11 protein-coding genes are annotated in these 15122 nt (G+C 67.3%); 10 read left to right on the forward strand and 1 reads right to left on the reverse strand.

Annotated features, from left to right (window positions below; translation table 11 throughout):
• The first annotated feature begins 36 nt into the window (after positions 1-36).
• From ACXJ16_RS23595 to ACXJ16_RS23635, 9 genes are all read left to right on the forward strand, one after another.
• On the forward strand, positions 37-1302 hold the full coding sequence (locus tag ACXJ16_RS23595) for a TolC family protein (RefSeq protein ID WP_324699886.1): 1266 nt from the start codon (positions 37-39) through the stop codon (positions 1300-1302).
• Complete coding sequence (locus tag ACXJ16_RS23600; RefSeq protein ID WP_463922332.1) at positions 1299-2471, forward strand: efflux RND transporter periplasmic adaptor subunit; 1173 nt, start codon at positions 1299-1301, stop codon at positions 2469-2471. The genes ACXJ16_RS23595 and ACXJ16_RS23600 overlap by 4 nt, the downstream gene beginning before the upstream one ends.
• Complete coding sequence (locus ACXJ16_RS23605) at positions 2468-5665, forward strand: efflux RND transporter permease subunit (RefSeq protein WP_463922334.1); 3198 nt, start codon at positions 2468-2470, stop codon at positions 5663-5665. Before ACXJ16_RS23600 ends, ACXJ16_RS23605 begins: the two co-directional genes overlap by 4 nt.
• A 225-nt stretch (positions 5666-5890) precedes the next feature.
• On the forward strand, positions 5891-6643 hold the full coding sequence (locus ACXJ16_RS23610; RefSeq protein ID WP_186000046.1) for a DUF4198 domain-containing protein: 753 nt from the start codon (positions 5891-5893) through the stop codon (positions 6641-6643).
• A 56-nt stretch (positions 6644-6699) separates the two neighbouring features.
• Complete coding sequence (locus tag ACXJ16_RS23615; protein ID WP_324699890.1) at positions 6700-7083, forward strand: hypothetical protein; 384 nt, start codon at positions 6700-6702, stop codon at positions 7081-7083.
• 1 nt (position 7084) lies between these two features.
• Positions 7085-7831 (forward strand): HupE/UreJ family protein, encoded by a 747-nt coding sequence (locus ACXJ16_RS23620; protein WP_185999111.1) that lies wholly within the window; start codon positions 7085-7087, stop codon positions 7829-7831.
• A 1-nt stretch (position 7832) separates the two neighbouring features.
• Positions 7833-8465: a hypothetical protein gene (locus ACXJ16_RS23625; protein ID WP_324699891.1), complete on the forward strand. Its 633-nt coding sequence runs from the start codon at positions 7833-7835 to the stop codon at positions 8463-8465.
• Between the two features lie 371 nt (positions 8466-8836).
• The gene (locus tag ACXJ16_RS23630; protein WP_324699893.1) at positions 8837-10972 is read left to right on the forward strand and encodes a TonB-dependent siderophore receptor; all 2136 of its coding nucleotides are present in this window, start codon (positions 8837-8839) and stop codon (positions 10970-10972) included.
• Positions 10973-11242: 270 nt separating this feature from the next.
• Entirely contained in the window at positions 11243-12172 is a 930-nt protein-coding gene (locus ACXJ16_RS23635; RefSeq protein ID WP_463922335.1) for a 2-hydroxyacid dehydrogenase, read from the forward strand.
• On the opposite strand, the gene ACXJ16_RS23640 is transcribed toward ACXJ16_RS23635, so the two are convergent.
• Positions 12166-13389, reverse strand: coding sequence for a M20 aminoacylase family protein (locus ACXJ16_RS23640; protein ID WP_463922336.1), 1224 nt, complete (start codon positions 13387-13389; stop codon positions 12166-12168). The two genes, ACXJ16_RS23635 and ACXJ16_RS23640, sit on opposite strands and share 7 nt — an antisense overlap.
• A 195-nt stretch (positions 13390-13584) precedes the next feature.
• On the opposite strand from ACXJ16_RS23640, the gene ACXJ16_RS23645 reads away from it, so the two are divergent.
• Positions 13585-15069, forward strand: a complete 1485-nt coding sequence (locus ACXJ16_RS23645; protein ID WP_463922337.1) for an aldehyde dehydrogenase family protein — start codon at positions 13585-13587, stop codon at positions 15067-15069.
• The last annotated feature ends 53 nt before the right edge of the window (positions 15070-15122 follow it).

The raw sequence follows: 15122 nt of genomic DNA on the forward strand, positions 1-15122 counted from the left end.
GTACTGTGACCATCAGACTTCAGAGGAACCCCAGAAATGACCGATTTCATCGGCCGACGGCGCGTCCGCGTGCTGTCGGGACTTGCGGCCATGGGCAGCGGGCTGGTCTATGCCAGCGCGCTTGCGCAAACCGCCCCGCCGTTCGCCCAGCTTTTCCGCGATACCCGTGACGCCCCGCGCCAGATCGAACTGGATGCCGAAGTAGAGCGAGCGCAGGGCCTTGCCCGGCAGGCGGGTGCGCGCCCCAATCCCACCATCAGCGTGATGACCGAGAACGTCGCGGGACGGCAGCCCTACACCGGCTTCGACCGGGCGGAAAACACGCTCCAGCTCAATCAGGCCATCGAGATCGGCGGCAAGCGGTCCGCGCGCATCGCCGCCGGAAAAGCCGGGCTGGACGCGGCCACGGCGCGCACGCGCGACGGGCGGATCACTTATGCCTACCAGTTGGCGCTGGCCTATGCCGGCGCCGAAATCGCCGATCGCCGCATCGAACTGGCCGAGGACGAACTGGAGGAAGCCCAGTCGGACCTGCACGCCGCGCAGGCGCTGGTGGACGCGGGCAAGGAAGCCCGTCTGCGGAGCCTTCAGGCCGAATCCGAGGTCAATGCCATGGCCGCCCTGCTGGACACCGCGAAGGCCGAGCGCGTGGGCGCCTATGCGCGGCTTTCGGCCCTGTCGGGGCAGGAGGTCTCGTTCACCGCGCTGGCAGAGCCGCTCCTTGCCCGCTTCGAGGCCAGGAGCGGCTACGGTCCGGTCGATCCGCTTCAGACCGCGCCCTATCTTGCCGCGAAGGCGGAGCGCGAGGCTGCCGAGCGCCGGCTTGTCGCCGCACGGCGACAGGCCACTCCCGACGTCACCCTGTCCGTAGGCGTGCGGCGTCTGGAGGCGGACAAGGCGAATGCCCTGCTGGCCGGCCTCAGCGTGCCGATCCCGCTGTTCGATCGCAATCGCGGCAATATCGATGCCGCCGAGGCGGAGCTGCGCGGTGCGCAGGCGCGGGATTCCGCCGCTTTGCTCGACATCAAGGCCGAAATTGCCGCGGCCATGGCCCTGAACGAAGCCGCCGACGCGCGGGCCGCTTCTGCCGAGCGGACGCTGAAGACTGCGGAAGAGACCTACCGCATGGCCCGCCTCGCCTACGAAGCCGGCAAGTCGCCCCTCATCGAACTGCTCGCAGCCCGGCACGGCCTTGGCGTGGCGCGCGGCGTCATCCTCGACGCCGCAGCCGCCCGCCTCGACGCCCGCGCCCGCCTTGCCCGCCTCAAGGGCCTCACGATTACCGGAGAACCGGTCCAATGAACGAAAAGAATCGTCTCTACGCAGGCGCCGCTGCGGCGCTGGTGGCGGCCGCGACGCTAGGCTTCGGCGCCGCCCGCCTGACGCAGGAAGCGCCGGGGAACGCCTCGCCCGAAAGCGCATCGACAGAACCGGCAGACGGCGCCGGACCGGCCGCGGCAGGGGTGGTGGAAATATCGCCCGAAGGGATCAGGCTGTCCCAGATCGAAGTCGCCGCCGCAGCGGTGGGAGAACTGGACGCCGCCATTCTCGCAGCGGCCACCGTCGAGGCCGCGCCCGATGCCGAAGCCGTGCTGACGGCGCGGGCGCCGGGCACGGTGACACGCCTCTTCAAGCGCATCGGCGATCCCGTGCGCGCGGGCGAAACGCTGGCGCTGGTGGAGAGCCGCGATGCCTCCGCGATCGCCGCCGATCAGGCAGCGGCCGCTGCCCGCGTCACGCTCGCCGGCCGCCAGCTTGCCCGCGAACGCACGCTGCTTGGCCAGGGGGTGAGCCCCCGCGCCGATTATGAAACCGCTCAGGCCAACCTCGCGGTGGCGCAAGCCGACGCCCGGCGCGCCAGCGCGGCGGCGGGCACGGCACGCATTTCCCGCGATGGCCGCTCGGTGCTCGTGGTCAGCCCGGTGACGGGCCGGGTGACGCAGGCTTCGGCCAGCCTCGGGCAGTTCGTGGCGGCTGAAACGGCATTGTTCCGCGTTGCCGATCCCGCCCGGTTGCAAGTGACCGCGAGCGTTCCGGCCGCCGATGCCGGCCGCATCCGCGCGGGCGACCGCGTTGAGCTTTCCGCGGGCGAGGGTCCGGCGCTGCAAGGCCGCGTGCGTTCGGCGACGAATGTCGTCGATCCAGGCAGCCGCGCCGTCACAATCGTGATCGACCTGCCGGGAACCGCCGCGCTGGTGCCGGGGCAACTCGTGCAGTGCCGTATCCTCGCCAGCGTCGGCGCCGCGCGCGGCGGCGTCATGGTGCCGCAGGACGCGGTCCAGACCATCGGCGAGCGGACCGTCGTGTTCCTGCGCACTCAGCGGGGATTCCGGGCGCAGACCGTCCAGGTCGGCGGCCGCAGCGGCGGACTGGCGGCGATCGCCTCGGGCCTGAAAGCCGGAACGCCGATCGCCACGCGCAATGCCTTCCTGCTCAAGGCCGAGCTGGAAAAGGGGGAGGAAGGCGAATGATTGCCCGCACCCTCGAACTCTCGGTCAGGGCACGGTGGTTCGTCGCCTTCCTGACCCTGCTCGTCGCCGGGTTCGGTCTCTGGCAGCTTGCGAAGCTGCCGATCGACGCCGTGCCCGACGTCACCAACCGGCAGGTCCAGATCAGCACCTTCAATCCCACGCTCGGCCCCGTGGACATGGAAAAGCAGGTGACTTTCCCGGTGGAGACCGCGCTTTCCGGCATTCCCGGACTGAACATGACGCGCTCAATATCGCGCAACGGGTTCAGCCAGGTCACCGCCGTCTTCACGGACGATACCGACATCTACTTCGCCCGCCAGCAAGTGACCGAGCGCCTGGCGCAGGCCCGGGAAAGCCTGCCGCCCGGCGTGCAGCCGACGCTCTCGCCGCTGAGCACCGGGCTGGGCGAGATCTTCTTCTACTCCGTCGCCTTCCGCCACCCCGACGGCAAGGGCATCGCCACCATTGACGGCAAGGCCGGCTGGCAGTCCGACGGCAGCTACCTCACGCCCGAAGGCGAACGGCTCACCACCCAACTGGCGAAAGCCGCCTACCTGCGCACCGTGCAGGACTGGATCATCCGCCCCCAGATGCGCAACGTGCCCGGCGTGGCCGGTGTCGATTCCAACGGCGGCTACGTGAAGCAGTACCTCGTCGAGCCCAATCTCGCCGCGCTGGCTTCCTACGGCATCGCCATCACCGAACTGGCCGACGCACTTGAACGGGCCAACCTCTCGGCCGGCTCGAACTACGTCCGGCGCGGCGGGGAGAGCTTCCTGGTCCGTGCCGATGCTCGGCTGAAATCGGTCGAGGAGATCGAGGACGCGGTGGTCGCCACGCGGGCGGGCGTACCCGTGCGCGTCCGGGATCTCGGGCAAGTCGTGATCGGCGGGGCCGTGCGCACCGGTTCCGGCAGCCGGATGGGCTCCGAGGCGGTGATATCGACCGTGCTCATGCTGGTGGGAGAGAACAGCCGCGTCGTCGCCACCAGCGCGGCGGACAAGCTGGTGCAGATCAACCGGGCCCTGCCGCCCGACGTGTTCGCGGAGCCGGTCTACAACCGTTCGAAGCTGGTGGACGCCACGATCGCCACGGTCGAGAAGAACCTGATCGAGGGCGCGTTGCTGGTCATCGTCGTGCTGTTCCTGCTGCTGGGCAACATCCGCGCGGCGCTGATCACGGCGGCGGTCATTCCGATCACCATGCTGATGACGGCATCGGGGATGAACGGACTGGGCGTCTCGGGCAATCTCATGAGCCTTGGCGCGCTGGACTTCGGGCTGATCGTGGACGGCGCGGTCATCATCGTCGAGAACGCGCTGCGCCGTCTTGCGGAACGGCAGGAACACGAGGGCCGCCTGCTAACCCGGCCTGAGCGCATGGAGGAAACCACGCTGGCCGCGCGCGAGATGATCCGGCCCACGGTCTACGGCCAGCTCATCATCTTCCTGGTTTTCGTCCCCCTGCTGACGTTCCAGGGCGTGGAGGGCAAGACCTTCTCCCCCATGGCGATCACGCTGATGATCGCACTGGCCAGCGCTTTCGTGCTCTCGCTCACTTTCGTCCCGGCCATGGTCGCGCTGGTGATCACCGGCAAGGTCAGCGAGACCGAGGTCAGGCCGATCCGCTGGTTCAAGGAAAGATACGCGCCGGTGCTGGCGAAGGCGGTGGCGCGGCCGCTGCCCTTCGTTCTGGGCGGCGCGGGCGTGTTCGCGGCCGCCGTCCTCGCATTCGGGATGCTCGGCGAGGAATTCATGCCGCAGCTCGACGAGAAGGACATCACCGTCACCAACTTCCGCGTGCCGTCCGCCTCGATCGACCAGTCCACCCGGATGCAGCTCCATCTGGAGAACACGCTCAAGACCCTGCCGGAAGTGGCGCTGGTGTTCTCCAAGAACGGCAATGCCGACCTCGGCACCGACCCGATGCCGCCGAACGCTTCGGACACTTACGTCATTCCCAGACCTGAAAGCGAATGGCCGCCCGAAGTTCGCAGCAAGGCGGATATCCTGCGCCGCATCGAGGAGAAGATGAAGCCGCTGATCGGAAACCGGGCGGAAATCCAGCAGCCGATCCAGATGCGCTTCAACGAACTGATCGCCGGGGTCCGCGCCGATGTCGCGGTGAAGCTCTATGGCGACGATCTTGAGCAGATGAGCAGGCAGGCAGGCAGGATCGCCGCCGTGCTGCGCCGGATACCCGGCGCGGGCGACGTCAGCGCCGAACAGACTTCCGGCGCGCCCACCTTCGACGTCAGGATCGACCGGCAGGCCGCCGCGCGCCACGGACTGTCGGTGGAAGAAGTGGCCAACACGGTCGCCGCCGCGCTTGGCGGGCGCGAGGCGGGGCTATTGTTCGAAGGGGATCGCCGCTTCGCAGTGGTCGTGCGCCTGCCCGACGCCCAGCGCGACGACCTCGATACGCTCGGCGCGATCCCCGTCATGCTCCCGGCGGACGGCGGACAGATCGCCCGGTCCATCCCGCTCCGCGAAGTCGCGCGGTTCAGCTATACCCAGGGCCTGAACCAGATCAGCCGCGAAAACGGCAAGCGCATGGTCGTGGTGCAGGTCAACGTGCGCGGGCGTGATCTTGGCGGATTCGTGTCCGAAGCGCGCGAGAAGGTCGACGCGCTCAGCCTGCCTGCCGGGATGTACACCGACTGGGGCGGCACCTTCGAGAGCCTTCAGTCCGCGCGCCTGCGCCTGCTGATCGTGGTGCCGATCTGCTTCATCGCGATCTACGCTCTGCTCTACATGGCGCTCGGCACGTTCGGGTCGGCGGCCATCGTGTTCAGCGCCGTGCCGATGGCGCTGGCGGGCGGCGTCTTCGCCCTGCTCCTGCGCGGCATACCGTTCTCGATCACGGCGGCGGTCGGCTTCATCGCGCTGTCCGGCGTGGCGGTGCTCAACGGGCTCGTCATGATGAGCGCGATCCGCAAACGGCGCGACGAGGGCCAGCCGATCGAGGAGGCGATCGTCGGCGGCGCCATGGAACGCGTGCGGCCGGTACTTATGACCGCACTGGTGGCCAGCCTCGGCTTCGTGCCGATGGCACTGGCGACCGGCACTGGCGCGGAAGTCCAGCGGCCGCTCGCCACGGTGGTGATCGGCGGGCTCGTCACCTGCACGGTGCTGACCCTGCTGGTGCTTCCGGCGATCACGGCGCTTGCCGCGCGGCGGCGCCAGGTCTCCTGAAACGGGACCGGCAGCCCGCGCGCGCCCGCGGACTGCCGGTTTCCCACGAAAAATCGTGCTTCCCCAGCGGTAAAGGGGTCATTCGCCCCATCGCGCAAAGCGGCGGCTCGGCCAGAGTTTCCACGAATTCGCAAGTTTGTGCCGCGCACGCGCCTCACAAAAGCAAAATCGACCGGGCGAAAGGGGCAGCCTGCGCTCAACGGGTTCAAGGAGAAACAAGCCATGATGACGTGCAAGCGCCTTATCCAGACATCGGGCATCGCCCTTGCCCTTGCGGCCAGCGTCGCGGCGGTCCTTCCCGCGCAGGCCCACGGGATCTGGTTCGCGCAGCGCGCCCGCCAGCTTGCCCTGGTCTACGGCGTCGGCGCGGACGACCTCGACGCGGTCGCCCGGGAAAGCAAGCTCACGCTCGTGAAGGGCTATGACGAAGACTGGCTGGACGTGAACGTCAGGCTGCGCGACGCCGGCGCCATTCCCGTGGTCGACAGCGACGAACCGGTGGCGGCGGTGGCGGCGGTGATGGACTACGGCATCTGGACCAAGGATGCTGCCGGCGAATTCCACAACAAGGGCCGCGACGAAGTGCCCGGCGCCACGCTCAGCGAACACAACTGGAAATACGCGGTGCATCTGACCCGCATGCCCACCCGGCAGGTTCCCTTGCTGGCCGGGCAGACCCTCCAGCTCGTGCCGGTCGGAACCGACATCCCCCAGAAGATGGGGCAGCCGATGAAGGTCCGCGTCTACTTCGAAGGCAAGCCGGTGGCCGGTGCGCAGGTCATGACGGACTACGTCAACGATCCCGACGAAGTGCCCGTGAAGACCGACGGCGAGGGCTATGCCACGATCAGGTTGCGCAACCAGGGCATCAACGTGCTGATGGCGATCTTCGTCAGCCCGACCGACAATCCCGTGAAGTACCAGCAGGTCGAGCACCGCGCCTCGCTGTCCTTCGTGCTGCCGCATCTCCCCGAATAGGCGCCTAACCCAGCCTCCCTGCACTCCCCCCCGTTTTCCGACAGGAGCCATTCCCGATGAACACCCAGCCTATCGTCGCCGCTCTCGCTGCCGTCCTTCTTGCCTCGGTCCCCGCCACCGCGTTCGCGCATGGCAGCATGAAACCGCAGCACGGCGGCATCGTCGCCATGTCGGGCGAGATCCTGGTCGAAATGGTGAAGACGCCCAAGGGCGTGAGCTTCTACGTCAGCGAGGAAGACGAACCCGTTCCGGCAAGCGGCTTCGACGCGAAGGTCACGGTTACCGCCGCCGGCAAGAAGACCCAGACCCCGCTCGTCGCCGCAGGGGGCAACAGGTTCTCCGCGCCGGGCCTCGCCGCGCCGAAGGGTTCGAAGGTCGTCGTCTCGCTCGTCAACAAGCGCGACCAGGCCAAGACCTTCGCCTCGTTCACGACGAACTGACATGCACCCGGCAGCCATTCCCCGGCTCGGCCGCCGTTCCTTCACGGACAGGCGGCGCCTGACCTTCGCCGCCGCCGCGATCGCGGCTTTGCTGCTGGCACTGGTCAGTTCCATCGCCCGGGCGCACGGCGTCGCCGAAAACGACGCCGCCTTCATCGAGGGCACTTCCGGGGTGAACATCATCCCGTACATGTACCTCGGCGCCAAGCACATGGTGACGGGCTACGACCACCTGCTGTTCCTGTGCGGCGTGATCTTCTTCCTTTACCGGATGAAGGACGTGGGCGCCTACGTCACGCTCTTCGCGCTCGGGCACAGTTCCACCCTGCTGATCGGCGTCATCTTCGACCTTCGCGCCAATCCCTATATCGTCGACGCCATCATCGGGCTGTCCGTGGCCTACAAGGCTTTCGACAACCTCGACGGGTTTCGCACGGTCTTCGGCATCTCGCCCAACCCCAAGGCGGCTGTGCTGATCTTCGGGTTCTTCCACGGGTTCGGACTGGCCACCAAATTGCAGGAACTGACCATGTCCGGCGACGGGCTGATCCCCAACCTCATCGCCTTCAACCTCGGCGTCGAGATGGGCCAGCTCATGGCGCTTTCGCTGATCCTGCTCGCTATGAACCTGTGGCGGATGACGCCCAGCTTCCAGCGCAGCGCCATCGCCGCCAACGCCGCGCTGATGTGTGCGGGCTTCGTGCTCGTGGGTTTCCAGCTCACCGGCTATTTCACCAAGGGAGCCTGACATGACGGCCCAGACGATGACCCCCAAATCCACGCTGCCCGCCTCCATCCACGCATCGCCGCGGGCGCTGGCCAGGGCCACGCTCGGCGCGGCAGCCGCCGCTGCCGTCATTCTCGTGGCCTTCGTGCTTCCCGCCGAAGCCGGGATCGATCCGACCGGCATCGGCAAGGCGCTTGGCATCGCGGGCATGGCGCAGGGAAGCCCGGAAGCGGAAACGGCCGCTGCATCCGCTCCTGCGGGTGCCATCGCTGCCGGCGCGCTGCCGATCCCCACCCGATCTGCCATTGAGCGCACCGGCGCCTTGCGCAGCGACGAGATGACGATCCACCTTGCCCCGCACAGCGGTCAGGAGATCAAGGCCCACATGAAGGCGGGCGACGGGTTCGTCTTCGAATGGCGCGCTGCCGGCGGACCGGTGAAAGTGGACATGCACGGCGAACACCCCGATGCCCCGGACGGCGAATTCACGAGCTACTGGGCCGAGCGTTCGCTCGAAAGCGCACGGGGAGAGTTCACCGCCCCGTTCGAGGGCACGCATGGCTGGTACTGGCGCAACAAGGGAGACACCCCCGTTACCATCACCGTGCGCACGACCGGCTTCTACAAGGACCTGTTCAAGCCCGCGCACGACTAGGCGCAGCGCCCTGCGGCTCCGCACGCGGGGCGCTGCGCCCCTTCTCGAACCCGTGGCCGCCCCGGCGCTGCCACGGGTTCTTTCTTTCCCGGAGAACCGTGCGCCTGAAGCGGCAGAATCTGCCGGAATCGAGCCGATTCCGGGCCGCTTTCCACGAGCGGCATAAAGCGCGGCCAGGTGTCATTTTTCGTCATATTCGGCCGCCGGCCCCGCCCGTTTCGATCAAAGATACGCGTATCGATCCATAAGCTCGGACTTGCAGAACAGAGCCGCCGACCACGCAAGACCGGACAGATGCAGGCCCGGCACAGGAATAGGGCGAGCGAAAAAAGCAGGCAGGACAGACAACGCACCTTATGAGGGGTCACGACATGACACGATGGAAGTCCGCATTGAACATCGCCCTCGCCACGGGCTGCGCGATGATCGCCTTTCCTGCCTGCGCCGAGGAGGCGGCGGCACCCGAGAATGCATCGGCGAGCGACATCGTCGTCAACGGCAAGCGTGAACAGTATCGCGGCGACGTGCCGCTCAAGGAGGTGCCGCAAAGCATCCAGCAGATCGACGGCAAGATGCTGGCCGATCTCAACATCACCCGGCTGGACAGCGCGCTCGATCTCGCCAGCGGCATTGCCCGCCAGAACAACTTCGGCGGCCTGTGGGACGCCTTCGCCATACGCGGCTTCGCAGGCGACGAGAACTTCCCGAGCGGCTTCCTGGTCAACGGGTTCAACGGCGGACGCGGCTATGGCGGCCCGCGCGATGCATCGAACATCGAACGGATCGACATCCTGAAAGGCCCCAACGGCGCGGTCTTCGGGCGCGGCGAACCGGGCGGCACGGTGAACATCATCACCAAGAAGGCCACCACGGACGACAGCTTCGGCAGCTTCGCCGTTTCCGGCGGCAGCTACGACACCTACCGGATCGAGGGTGACTACAACCTCAAGCTGACCGACAGCCTGGCCCTGCGCGTCAACGGCGCCGCGCAGGAGGCCGACAGCTTCCGCGACTACATCTGGTCACGCAAGAAGGTGCTCACGCCCTCCGTGCTGTTCCGGCCCGGCGCGAACACCACGCTGACTTACGAGATGGAGGTCGTCGACCAGTACGTGTTCTTCGATCGCGGCACGATCGCGGTCGACGGCGAACTGGGCGTGGTTCCGCGCTCGCGCTTCTTCGGCGAGCCCGGTGACGGCCCCAATCACATCACCGTCTTCGGTCATCAGGCGCAGGCCCAGCAGGACCTTGGCGGGGACTGGGTGGTGCTGGCCGGCTTCAACTACCGCGAGACCACTTTCGACGGCTACTCCAGCGATGCCGAACTGTCAGGCAGCCGCCAGACCCTGGAGGAGACCGGAAACTATCTCGCCCGCCAGCGCCGCTACCGCGACTATGACACCACCTACATGGCGGCCCGCGCCGAGATTTCGGGCAAGCTGCGCACCGGGCCCTTCACGCACCACGTGCTGATCGGCGCCGACTGGGACAAGTTCGAGATCGATACGCTCTCGATGCGGTTCCGTCCCGCCGCCTACACCGCCGGATCGCCGATCACGGCGGCCAACAATGCGATCGACATCTACAACCCGGTCTACGGCCAGTTGCCGGCGACATCCTCGGTGGTCCAGGACACTTTCGAGACGCAGCGTGCCTGGGGTATCTATTTCCAGGACCAGATCGACATCACCGACCGGTTCAAGATCCGTGGCGGCGGCCGCTTCGATCACTTCAACCAGAAGATCGACACCGGCATCCATTCGACCCGAACCCGCTTCAGCCCCTCCGTCGGCCTGCTCTACGAACTGACCGACACCTTCAGCCTCTATGCCAGCTACGGCACCGGCTTCCGCCCCAACAGCGGCGTGGACGCGGCGGGAAGCGCCTTTGCACCGGAAACCAGCAAGTCCTACGAAGCGGGGCTGCGCTACGTTTCGCCCGACAACGCGATCACCGCCTCGCTCGCGGCGTACCACATGAAGAAGAACGGCGTGCTGACCGCCGACCCGCTCAATGCCGGGTTCAGCCTCGCGGGCGGGAAGGCGCGCAGCCGGGGCATCGAGGCAGATATCAACGCCAACCTGCCGGGCGGGTTCAAGCTCTACGCCACATACGCCTATACCGACGCCGTCTGGACCGAATCCGCGCTCGACCCCGCATTCGGCCTGACCATCAACCCCGGCGATCCGCTCATCAACATCCCCAAGCATGCCGGCAACCTGCTGGTGACGAAGGAATTCGATGCCGGGAATGCCGGCGTGTTCACGCTGGGCGGCGGCATCAGCGCGGCCAGCAAGCGACTGGGCGAGACCGGCTACGATTTCTGGCTGCCCGGCTACACCCTTGTCCGCGCCATGGCCAGCTACAAGCCGAGCGAGCAGATCAAGTTCAGCCTCGACGTCACCAATCTCTTCGACAAGACCTGGTACGCCGCCTCCTACCACCGTTACTGGATAACGCCCGGCACGCCCCGCACCATCACGCTGCGCGCCGACTTCTCCTTCTGACGGCAATCCACCGTACATCCGCCGAGGCCGCTCCCGTAAAAAACAGGAGCGGCCTCGATCGCCTGCCCCCTTCACAGCGCGGCAGATCGCTTGCCGGCTTGGCAATCCGGCGGCGAGCAAACTAGGTTCGCGGCAAAATGGCTCGGCGCAAGGAGGGAAGGCGCGGCAATATGTATATATTCAATATTTTCCGATACGAGCACGAGCCATTCCGGAAAAATCCACGAGGGAGCAGGGTGCCATCCAAGAGTTTATGACCCGGGAAATGCCATGAGCGCCATCCTTCATGTCGGCCCGAGCGAGCGCGCCAGTGCCTGGCAGGCCGAATTCCGCCATGCCCTGCCCGAGGTTGAATTCCGCTGCTGGCCGGAAATCGGCGATGCCCGGGACATCCGCTATCTGGTGGCCTGGACGCTGAGCCCGCAGCTGATCGCCGCCCTGCCGCGGCTGGAAGTGCTGTTCAGCATCGGCGCCGGGATCGACCAGCTCGACCTGTCGCTGGTGCCGGAACACGTCCGCATCGTGCGCATGATCGAACCCGGCATCACCACGACCATGGCCCAGTACGTGGCGGCCTCGGTCCTCGCCCTGCACCGCGACCTGCCGTTCTACATCGAGGCGCAGCGCCGGGGCGGCTGGACTCAATTGCCAACGCTCCTGTGTGAGGAGCGCAGCGTGGGCGTGATGGGGCTGGGCGAACTGGGGCGCGCGGCCCTCACCATGCTGGCGCCGCTGGGCTTCCGCCTGCGCGGCTGGAACCGCAGCCCGCGCCGGATCGAAGGCGCCGAGTGCTTCTCCGGCGCCGGGGAACTCGGTGCCTTCCTGGGCGGGACCGACATCCTCGTCTGCCTTCTGCCGCTGACGGACGAGACGCGCGGCATCCTCTCGCGCGATCTGTTCGACCGGCTTCCGCACGGCGCCCGCCTCGTCAACGCCGCGCGCGGCGGACATCTCGTGGAAGATGACCTGCTGGCCGCGCTGGACGAGGGACGGATCGCCTCGGCCATGCTCGACGTGTCGCAAGTGGAACCCCTGCCCCAGGACCACCCTTTCCGGACCGATCCCCGCATTCTCGTGACCCCGCACGTGGCCGGCGTGACGCGGATCGAAACGGCAGTCCATGCCCTGATCGACAACTTGCGCCGCGACCTTGCCGGGCAAGCCCTGCCCGGCGAGGTCGACCGGACACGCGGCTACTGAGCCCCCATCTCCTTGGCGCCGCCTTCTTCCAGAGGCGCGCCAAGCGAAAGGCGGACGATGTTGGCGAACCAGGCGATCCCGGTTCCGCTGACAGCGTCGTTGAAATCGTAATGCGGATTATGCAGCGCCGGGGAACCTTCACCGGCCCCCTGCCCGAGCCAGCAATAGGCGCCCGGCTTCGCTTCGAGCATGAACGAGAAATCTTCCGAAGTGAACGCCGGCACGGGCGCCGGCGCACTGTTCACACCCGGGATCAGGGCTGCCGCCGCCAGCGCGCGATCCGCGCAGGACGGCGCGTTGACGGTGGCCGGGTAATACCGGTCATACACCACCGCGACATCGACCTCGTGACTACGTGCGGTTCCGGCAACCATGGCGCGCAGCGATGCCTCGATACGGTCCTGCACCGCCGGTTCGAAACTGCGCACCGTGCCGATCACCCGCACTTCCGCCGGGATCACGTTGTGCGCGCTGCCCGCCTGCACCATCGTCACCGAAAGCACCGCCGTCTCGCTCGCCGGCACGCGCCGCGCGACGATCGTGTTGAGCTGAAGGACCAGATCGGCCGCCGCCAGGATCGCATCGGGCGTCTGGTGCGGCAATGCCGCATGGCCGCCCTTGCCGGTGATGACGATCTCGAAACGGTCCGCTGCCGCCATGATCGGTCCGCTGCGGGTCTGGAAATGGCCGGCGGGAAGGTCCGGCCAGTTGTGGACGGCATAGACCTCGTCGCAGGCGAAGCGCTCGAACAGGCCGTCGTCGATCATCGCCTTCGCGCCGCCCAGCCCTTCCTCTGCCGGCTGGAAGATGAAGTGGACCACGCCGTCGAACTCGACCGACGCGGCAATATGGCGCGCCGCGCCCAACAGCATCGCCGTATGCCCGTCATGCCCGCATCCGTGGAACTTGCCGTCCACCGTGCTGCGATGGGGCAACCCGGTCTCCTCCTGGAAGCCGAGCGCGTCCATGTCCGCCCTCAGCCCGACCGACCGGCGCGACGTGCCGCGCCGCAACGTGCCGACGACACCGGTTCCCCCGATCCCCGTCGCAACCTCGAAGCCGAGGCCGCGCAAGACCTGCTCGACGATCCCGGCCGTCCGGTGCTCCTCGTAAGCGAGTTCGGGATGCGCGTGGATATCGCGCCGGATCGCGGTGACATCGGGCAGCAGGGCTGCGATCGCTTCGAGTTCCTGGTGCGCGTCCATCTGCTGCTCCATGTCCTGTAGATCCGGTCTTCCCCTTCGATCCTAGAACCGCGCGGCAAGACGGAGCTTCCGACGATGCCCCGGCAGGCGGCAGCTTCGGCCGGGCCGCCTGCAAATTCGGAACATCCTGCCACCGAGGGCCCGTAGCTTCGGCCGTGAAGGACCAGGCAGGCGATCCTGCCGCCTTGCAGCGGAGATGAGTGCGTCATGAGCGATACCGGTTTCGACCCATCCCTTGTTGAAATCACGGGACAATCGAACTTCATCGGCGGCCGCCGGGTGCGGGGGCTGGGACAGGCGGTGCCACTCAACCGCCCCTCCGACGGCACGATCCACTGCGATCTCGATTCGGCCTCCTGGGAACAGGTGGACGAAGCCTGCGAGGATGCGCACCGGGCCTTCGCGGAAAGCGGATGGGCAACCTGCCCCCCGCGGGACCGCATCCGGGTGATGCGCCGCTGGGCCGACCTGATCGAGCGCGACGCCCGGCAGATCGCCCGGCTGGAATCGTTCTGCTCCACCCGCCCCATCGCCGACAGCACCGCATGGGACGTGACCAATGCCGCCGAATGCCTGCGCTTCTTCGCGGAACTGGTGGACAAGCAGGGCGGCGAAGTGGCGGCCACCCGGTCGGACAACCTGGGCATGGTGCTGCGCCAGCCCTATGGCGTGATCGGACTCGTCATCCCGTGGAATTTCCCGATGGTGACCACTGCATGGAAAGTGGGCCCGGCCCTGGCGGCGGGCAATGCGGTGGTGGTCAAGCCGTCGGAAATGACCCCCTACAGCGCGCTGCGCCTCGCAGAGCTGGCGATCGAGGCGGGGCTTCCGGCCGGGCTGTTCAATGTCGTGCAGGGAACCGGGAATGCCGTGGGCGACGATCTCGTCCGCCACGCGCGGGTCCGCAAGGTCAGCTTCACCGGATCGACCGCCACCGGCGCGCGGGTCATGGCGGCCTGCGCCGAAACCGGGATCAAGCCCGCCACCCTCGAACTGGGCGGAAAGAGCCCGCAGATCGTCCATGACGATGCCGACATCGAACGCGCGGCGCTGGCCATCGCCAAATCGATTACCGGCAACGCCGGGCAGGTCTGCGTCGCCGGATCGCGGCTCATCGCCCACGAAAGCATCGCCGGAGAACTGGTGGAGCGGATCGCCGGCCATTTCGCGCAAGTGCGCCCCGGCGCAACTTGGGACGGGGCGACCACGTTTCCCCCGATCATCAGCGACCTTCAGTGCACGCGGATCGAAGGCATCGTCGAACGGTCGCGCGCGGCGGGCGCCGAGGTTCTCGTGGGCGGGCAGCGGATCGAGGCCTGCGGCAAGGGCGCGTTCTACGCTCCCACCATCCTCACGCATGTCGACATGTCGAGCGAGGCGGTCAGGTCGGAAATCTTCGGCCCGGTGCTGGCCGTGCAGACCTTTGCCGGGGAAGCCGAAGCCATGGCGCTGGCCGACCATCCGGAATACGGCCTTGCCGCAGGCGTCCACACCCGAGACATCGGCCGCGCCATGCGTGCCATGCGCGCCATCGAGGCCGGCACCGTCTGGATCAACCGCTACGGCCGCAGCGGCGACTTCGTGCTGCCGACCGGGGGATTCAAATCCTCGGGATATGGCAGGGACCTTGGCAAGCAGGCCTTCGAGGCGGCACAGCAGGTCAAGACCGCCCTCATCGACTTCGCCGACTGACCGGCCCCGCAAAGACCCTTCCGCAAACAGCAGGGCCACGTTCCGGAGCAAAT

Source organism: Novosphingobium sp. TK71 (genome assembly GCF_055361505.1).

What these genes read in the sequence shown, in the direction of transcription:
- ACXJ16_RS23595 (WP_324699886.1), top strand. Translation starts at nt 37, where the DNA reads ATGACCGATTTCATCGGCCGACGGCGCGTCCGCGTGCTGTCGGGACTT.
- ACXJ16_RS23600 (WP_463922332.1), top strand. Translation starts at nt 1,299, where the DNA reads ATGAACGAAAAGAATCGTCTCTACGCAGGCGCCGCTGCGGCGCTGGTG.
- ACXJ16_RS23605 (WP_463922334.1), top strand. Translation starts at nt 2,468, where the DNA reads ATGATTGCCCGCACCCTCGAACTCTCGGTCAGGGCACGGTGGTTCGTC.
- ACXJ16_RS23610 (WP_186000046.1), top strand. Translation starts at nt 5,891, where the DNA reads ATGACGTGCAAGCGCCTTATCCAGACATCGGGCATCGCCCTTGCCCTT.
- ACXJ16_RS23615 (WP_324699890.1), top strand. Translation starts at nt 6,700, where the DNA reads ATGAACACCCAGCCTATCGTCGCCGCTCTCGCTGCCGTCCTTCTTGCC.
- ACXJ16_RS23620 (WP_185999111.1), top strand. Translation starts at nt 7,085, where the DNA reads ATGCACCCGGCAGCCATTCCCCGGCTCGGCCGCCGTTCCTTCACGGAC.
- ACXJ16_RS23625 (WP_324699891.1), top strand. Translation starts at nt 7,833, where the DNA reads ATGACGGCCCAGACGATGACCCCCAAATCCACGCTGCCCGCCTCCATC.
- ACXJ16_RS23630 (WP_324699893.1), top strand. Translation starts at nt 8,837, where the DNA reads ATGACACGATGGAAGTCCGCATTGAACATCGCCCTCGCCACGGGCTGC.
- ACXJ16_RS23635 (WP_463922335.1), top strand. Translation starts at nt 11,243, where the DNA reads ATGAGCGCCATCCTTCATGTCGGCCCGAGCGAGCGCGCCAGTGCCTGG.
- ACXJ16_RS23640 (WP_463922336.1), bottom strand. Translation starts at nt 13,389, where the DNA reads ATGGAGCAGCAGATGGACGCGCACCAGGAACTCGAAGCGATCGCAGCC.
- ACXJ16_RS23645 (WP_463922337.1), top strand. Translation starts at nt 13,585, where the DNA reads ATGAGCGATACCGGTTTCGACCCATCCCTTGTTGAAATCACGGGACAA.